Origin of the sequence: Pseudoalteromonas sp. D15MCD-2, assembly GCF_038562745.1 — a bacterium.
In the GTDB taxonomy this organism is placed as follows: domain Bacteria; phylum Pseudomonadota; class Gammaproteobacteria; order Enterobacterales; family Alteromonadaceae; genus Pseudoalteromonas.
The window spans coordinates 318,741-325,000 of record NZ_JBCFQE010000001.1; the positions used below are offsets into that span (position 1 = coordinate 318,741).

At 43.5% G+C, this 6,260-nt stretch carries 10 protein-coding genes; all 10 read left to right on the plus strand.

Features of this window, described 5'->3' with window-relative positions:
- Positions 1-7: 7 nt before the first annotated feature.
- The 10 genes from rpsE to rplQ all read left to right on the plus strand — a co-directional run bounded on the left by rpsE (position 8) and on the right by rplQ (position 5,593).
- Positions 8-514: a 30S ribosomal protein S5 gene (rpsE, locus tag AADY36_RS01390; RefSeq protein WP_036974018.1), complete on the plus strand. Its 507-nt coding sequence runs from the start codon at positions 8-10 to the stop codon at positions 512-514.
- 3 nt (positions 515-517) lie between these two features.
- A complete protein-coding gene (rpmD, locus tag AADY36_RS01395) occupies positions 518-700 on the plus strand; it encodes a 50S ribosomal protein L30 (RefSeq protein WP_016710201.1) in 183 nt (60 codons plus the stop codon).
- A 4-nt stretch (positions 701-704) separates the two neighbouring features.
- Positions 705-1,139 (plus strand): 50S ribosomal protein L15, encoded by a 435-nt coding sequence (rplO, locus tag AADY36_RS01400; protein ID WP_054554386.1) that lies wholly within the window; start codon positions 705-707, stop codon positions 1,137-1,139.
- A 10-nt stretch (positions 1,140-1,149) separates the two neighbouring features.
- Positions 1,150-2,478 (plus strand): preprotein translocase subunit SecY, encoded by a 1,329-nt coding sequence (gene secY / locus AADY36_RS01405; protein WP_036974013.1) that lies wholly within the window; start codon positions 1,150-1,152, stop codon positions 2,476-2,478.
- A 22-nt stretch (positions 2,479-2,500) separates the two neighbouring features.
- Positions 2,501-2,614, plus strand: coding sequence for a 50S ribosomal protein L36 (rpmJ, locus tag AADY36_RS01410; RefSeq protein WP_002959476.1), 114 nt, complete (start codon positions 2,501-2,503; stop codon positions 2,612-2,614).
- 128 nt (positions 2,615-2,742) lie between these two features.
- A complete protein-coding gene (rpsM, locus tag AADY36_RS01415; RefSeq protein WP_054562818.1) occupies positions 2,743-3,099 on the plus strand; it encodes a 30S ribosomal protein S13 in 357 nt (118 codons plus the stop codon).
- Positions 3,100-3,112: 13 nt separating this feature from the next.
- Positions 3,113-3,499 carry a 30S ribosomal protein S11 gene (gene rpsK / locus AADY36_RS01420; RefSeq protein WP_036974009.1) on the plus strand — a complete coding sequence of 129 codons (387 nt, stop codon included), beginning with the start codon at positions 3,113-3,115 and terminating at the stop codon, positions 3,497-3,499.
- A gap of 21 nt (positions 3,500-3,520) precedes the next feature.
- Positions 3,521-4,141 carry a 30S ribosomal protein S4 gene (gene rpsD / locus AADY36_RS01425; RefSeq protein ID WP_036974007.1) on the plus strand — a complete coding sequence of 207 codons (621 nt, stop codon included), beginning with the start codon at positions 3,521-3,523 and terminating at the stop codon, positions 4,139-4,141.
- Between the two features lie 24 nt (positions 4,142-4,165).
- On the plus strand, positions 4,166-5,152 hold the full coding sequence (locus AADY36_RS01430; protein ID WP_004589198.1) for a DNA-directed RNA polymerase subunit alpha: 987 nt from the start codon (positions 4,166-4,168) through the stop codon (positions 5,150-5,152).
- A gap of 39 nt (positions 5,153-5,191) precedes the next feature.
- Positions 5,192-5,593: a 50S ribosomal protein L17 gene (rplQ, locus tag AADY36_RS01435; protein ID WP_004589197.1), complete on the plus strand. Its 402-nt coding sequence runs from the start codon at positions 5,192-5,194 to the stop codon at positions 5,591-5,593.
- Positions 5,594-6,260: the final 667 nt, after the last annotated feature.

Sequence of the window (6,260 nt, forward strand, 5' to 3'; positions counted from 1 at the left end):
GTAGACAATGGCTAACGTAGAAGCAAAGCAACAACAGCCTGATTTGGCTGAAAAGCTAATCGCGGTAAACCGTGTGTCTAAAGTGGTTAAAGGTGGTCGTATCTTTAGCTTCACTGCACTAACAGTAGTTGGTGACGGCGCAGGTAAAGTAGGTTTTGGTTATGGTAAAGCACGTGAAGTTCCAGCTGCTATTCAAAAAGCAATGGAAAAAGCACGTCGCAACATGATCAGTGTAGACCTTAACGGTAACACGCTACAGCACCCAATCAAGGGTCGCCACGCGGGTTCTAAAGTATACATGCAGCCTGCTTCTGAAGGTACAGGTATCATCGCCGGTGGTGCGATGCGTGCAGTACTAGAAGTAACTGGTGTACAGAACGTATTGTCAAAAGCATACGGTTCAACTAACCCGATCAACATCGTTCGTGCAACGATTGCTGCTCTAGAGAACATGAACTCTCCAGAGTCAATCGCTGCTAAACGTGGTCTTAGCGTTGACGAAATCACGGGGTAAACCATGGCTAATAAAACTGTAAAAGTAACACAAGTAAAGAGCTCTATCGGTCGTTTACCGAAGCATAAAGCTACATTACGCGGTCTTGGTCTACGTCGTATCAATCACACTGTTGAGTTAGAAGACACAGCATGTGTGCGTGGTATGATTAACCAAGTTTCTTACATGGTAAAGGTTGAGGGTTAATTCGATGCATTTGAATACACTTTCACCTGCTGCTGGTGCAAAAACTGAAAAGAAACGTCTAGGTCGTGGTATTGGTTCTGGTCTTGGTAAGACTGGTGGCCGTGGTCATAAAGGCCAAAAATCACGTTCTGGCGGTAAAGTTCGCGTTGGTTTCGAAGGCGGTCAAATGCCTATGCAACGTCGTCTACCTAAATTTGGTTTCACTTCACGTAAATCATTAGTATCTACTGAAGTTAACCTTTTTGAAATCGCTAAAGTTGAAGGCGATGTAGTAGACGTAAACGCGTTACAAGCAGCTGGTCTAGTTAAAAAGAACATCCAGTTCGTTAAAGTAGTTAAATCTGGCGAAGTTTCACGCGCAGTTACCGTTAAAGGTCTTAAAGTGACTAAAGGTGCTCGCGAAGCTATCGAAGCTGCCGGAGGCAAGGTAGAAGACTAAGGAAGTACTAATGGCTAAACCAGGTCAAGATATGAAAAGTGCACAAAGTGGGCTTTCGGAATTGAAGCGTCGATTACTATTTGTATTAGGTGCTATCATTATTTACCGTCTAGGTTCATTCGTGCCGATCCCTGGGATTGACGCCGCTGTACTTGCCGATTTCTTCGAGCAACAAAAGGGCACCATTGTTGAAATGTTTAACATGTTCAGCGGTGGTGCGCTTGAGCGAGCTTCAGTGTTAGCACTGGGTATTATGCCGTATATCTCGGCTTCGATTATTACGCAACTATTAACGCATATGTATCCGCCGTTTATAGAGCTTAAGAAAGAAGGTGAGCAAGGGCGTAAGAAAATTAGCCAGTACACACGCTACGGCACGCTTGTGCTTGCTACAATCCAATCAATCGGTATTGCTACCAGCTTACCGGGCATGATGGACGGGTTAGTTGTTAACCCAGGCATCGGTTTCTACTTCACTGCTGTAGTGAGTTTAGTAACTGGTACTATGTTCCTAATGTGGTTGGGCGAACAAATTACAGAACGTGGGATCGGTAACGGTATCTCAGTTCTGATTTTTGTTGGTATCGTAGCTAACCTGCCGTCTGCTATTGGTTCGACAGCCGAAATGGCGCGCCAAGGTGATCTGAATGTACTTGTACTGTTATTGATTGCTGTAATCGTATTCGCTGTTACTTACCTAGTTGTATTCTTTGAACGTGGTCAACGTCGTATCGTCGTTAACTATGCAAAGCGTCAACAAGGTCGTCAGGTATTTGCTGCTCAAAGCACGCACTTACCACTGAAAGTAAACATGGCGGGTGTTATTCCACCAATCTTTGCTAGCAGTATAATTCTGTTCCCTGGTACAATTGCAAGCTGGTTCGGCCAGGGTGAAGGTCCGGTCGCTGATGTGCTACAAGCAATCGCTACAACGTTGACTCCAGGTCAACCTTTATATGCGATGGTTTTAGCTGCGGCTATTATCTTCTTCTGCTTTTTCTACACCGCGTTGGTATTTAACCCGCGTGAAACAGCAGATAACCTGAAAAAATCTGGCGCATTTATCCCAGGTATTCGTCCAGGTGAGCAGACATCTAAATACATTGATAAAGTGATGACACGCCTGACATTGGCAGGTGCTTTGTATATAACCTTTATCTGTCTGGTGCCCGAATTCATGACTATGGCATGGCAAACGCCATTCTATTTCGGCGGTACATCAATTTTGATTATCGTTGTTGTAATCATGGACTTTATGGCACAAGTACAGACGCATCTGATGTCACATCAGTATGATTCTGTGCTGAAAAAAGCAAACCTTAAAGGCTACGGTCGATAAGGTCATTTTACGGAGTTGAGCAATGAAAGTACGTGCTTCCGTTAAGAAAATATGCCGTAACTGTAAAGTTATTAAACGTGCTGGTGTAGTACGCGTAATTTGCAGTGAGCCTAAGCACAAGCAAAGGCAAGGCTAATTAAACAGTCGTGCAGGCTGAGTTATTTACTCGGCCTGTGTTTTTAGTTGTGATTTGGTCTTCGTTTGAGTATCCTTACGGGCTTTTCAAACAGATGATTACCAAATTCAAATATAGGAGATGTGTTAGTGGCCCGTATCGCTGGCATTAACGTCCCTGATCATAAACATGCAGTTATCGGTTTAACTGCTATTTATGGCATAGGTAAGACTCGCTCTAAGGAAATCTTAGCAGCGACTGGTATCGCCGAGACCACAAAAATCGGTGAACTTTCAGACGAAACACTTGACGTATTGCGTGAAGCAGTTGGCAAGTACACTGTAGAAGGTGACCTTCGTCGTGAAGTTACATTAAATATCAAGCGCCTTATGGACCTTGGTTGTTTCCGTGGCCTACGTCACCGTCGTTCGTTACCACTACGTGGTCAACGTACTAAGACTAACGCGCGTACTCGTAAGGGTCCTCGCAAGCCTATCAAGAAATAAGGTGGGGTAGATTATGGCTAAAGCACCAATTCGTCGTAAGAAGGTTAAAAAGCAAGTTGCTGATGGTATGGCTCACGTTCATGCTTCTTTCAACAACACTATTGTAACAATTACCGACCGTCAAGGTAATGCACTATCTTGGGCAACAGCAGGTGGTTCAGGTTTCCGTGGTTCACGTAAATCTACTCCATTCGCGGCTCAGGTTGCTGCAGAGCGTGCAGGTACTGCTGCTCAAGAATACGGTTTAAAAAATCTAGAAGTTTTCATCAAAGGTCCAGGTCCAGGTCGTGAATCTGCTGTACGTGCTTTGAATGCTGCTGGTTACCGTATCACCAACATCACTGACGTGACGCCAATCCCTCATAATGGTTGTCGTCCACCGAAGAAACGTCGCGTTTAACAATAGGTTAGGAGAAATAACATGGCAAGATATTTGGGCCCTAAGCTCAAGCTGAGTCGTCGTGAAGGTACTGACCTGTTCCTTAAGAGCGGCGTAAGAGCTATCGACTCTAAGTGTAAACTTGAGACTGCACCTGGTCAGCACGGCGCTCGTAAAGGTCGCTTATCTGATTACGGTTTACAGCTACGTGAAAAGCAAAAAGTACGTCGTATCTACGGTGTATTAGAAAAGCAATTCCGTAACTACTACAAAGAAGCTGCTCGCCTTAAAGGTAATACAGGTGAAAACTTGTTACAGCTTTTAGAGCAACGTTTAGACAATGTTGTATATCGCATGGGTTTTGCTAGCACACGCGCTGAAGCACGTCAGTTAGTAAGCCACAAAGCGATTTTAGTTAATGGTCGTGTAGTGAACATCCCTTCATACGTAATTACTCCAGAAGATACTGTTGTAATTCGTGAGAAGTCAAAAACACAAGCACGTATCATCGCTGCTCTAGAGTTGGCTGAGCAACGTGAAAAGCCGACTTGGGTTGAAGTTGACGGTAAGAAAATGGAAGGTAGCTTCAAGCGCCTACCTGAGCGTTCAGATCTGTCTGCGGACATTAACGAACAACTAATCGTCGAACTTTACTCTAAGTAAAGTTAAGAGTTAAGAGAGGATAAAATGCAGGGTTCTGTTACCGAATTCCTAAAACCAAGGTTAGTCGATATCGACGCTATCAACCCAACGCGTTCTAAAGTAGTTTTAGAACCATTAGAGCGTGGCTTCGGTCACACTTTGGGTAATGCCTTACGCCGTATACTGTTATCATCTATGCCTGGATGTGCAGTAACTGAAGTAGAAATCGACGGTGTATTGCATGAGTACAGCGCGAAAGAGGGCGTACAAGAAGACATCATTGAAATTCTGTTAAACCTTAAAGGTCTAGCAGTAACTTTAGAAGGCAAAGATGAAGTTTTTCTGACCCTGACTAAATCTGGTGTAGGCCCTGTGACTGCGGCTGATATTCAGCACGATGGTGATGTAACTATTGCCAACCCAGATCACGTTATCTGTCACCTTACGACAGATAGCAGCGAGATCAGCATGCGTATTCGTGTTGAGCGCGGTCGCGGTTATGTGCCGGCATCTAGTCGTTTATCCTCTGATGACGATGAGCGTCCAATTGGTCGTCTGCTGCTTGATGCATCATTCAGCCCAGTTGAACGTATTGCGTACTCGGTTGAATCAGCCCGTGTTGAGCAACGTACAGACTTAGACAAGTTAATCATTGATATGGAAACAAACGGCACTTTAGATCCTGAAGAAGCGATCCGCCGTGCGTCTACTATCTTAGCTGAGCAATTAGATGCATTCGTAGATTTACGTGATGTAACTGAGCCAGAAGAGAAAGAAGAGAAGCCAGAATTCGATCCTATTCTGCTTCGTCCAGTTGATGATCTTGAGCTAACAGTACGTTCAGCAAACTGTTTGAAAGCCGAGCAAATTCAATATATCGGTGATTTAGTTCAGCGCACTGAAGTTGAGCTTCTTAAAACGCCTAACTTAGGTAAGAAGTCTCTAACTGAAATTAAAGACGTGCTAGCTTCACGTGGTCTTTCTCTAGGTATGCGCCTAGAAAATTGGCCGCCTGCAAGCCTAGCTGAATAATCTAAATCACTATATTAGTTTAGTTAGAAGGATAGGGTCATGCGCCATCGTAAGAGTGGTCGTCAATTAAACCGTAACAGCAGCCATCGCAAAGCGATGTTCAGCAACATGGCTGGTTCTTTGGTGAAACATGAAATCATCAAAACAACTTTGCCTAAAGCTAAAGAGTTGCGCCGTGTAATTGAACCTTTAATCACACTGGCTAAGACTGACAGTGTAGCAAACCGCCGTTTAGCGTTTGCTCGCACGCGTGATAATGAAGTAGTTGGTAAATTATTCAGCGAAATCGGTCCACGTAATACAGACCGTCCTGGTGGTTACACTCGTATTCTTAAGTGTGGCTTCCGTGCTGGTGATAATGCACCAATGGCTTATATTGAACTAGTTGGTCGCCCAGCGACAAACGAAGAAGTTCAAGAAGACGCGCAGTCTGCAGAGTAAGTCGTAAAGACACCAAAAAGCCGAGCTTATGCTCGGCTTTTTACTTTCTAAAATTCACTACTAAACTTCACTACTAATAAAACAGCTCTATCAACCCCAAACAGTACCATACAATCTTGAAGCACCTAGCACCTAGCACCTAGCACCTAGCAATTAAGATCACATATAAAGATCACATATAAAGATCAATTCGCGTTCCTTAATAGTTAAATCACCTTCTATAAAACTTAATAACAAGCATATTTATAAAATACACTGCCTAAATAGCCATAATGTGAGTGGTTTAGTGTTATTTTCACCCGTTTCGTTCGTATTTTGCGCGAACAGTCATTTTTTTCATAAAAACTTCAAAAAACAGTTGATCTCAATTCGGATCTCCCTATAATGCGCATCCACCGACACGGCGGACTGCTTACAAAAAAGCAAAACGACGAGTTGGTTGAGTCAAGTAAAACTGAGTTTTGAAAAAATAAACTTTTATCAAAATTAAGTGTTGACAAAAATAACGGCTTGCGTAGAATGCACAGCCCTTGAGACGCAAAAGTATCTCAAACGTTCTTTAACAATATAAAGCAATCATCTGTGTGGGCACTCGTACAGATTGAGTTCTAACAGCAGATTCTAGTTCGCTAGATGACGCAAACAAATTTAGAGTCTCAATTGAACT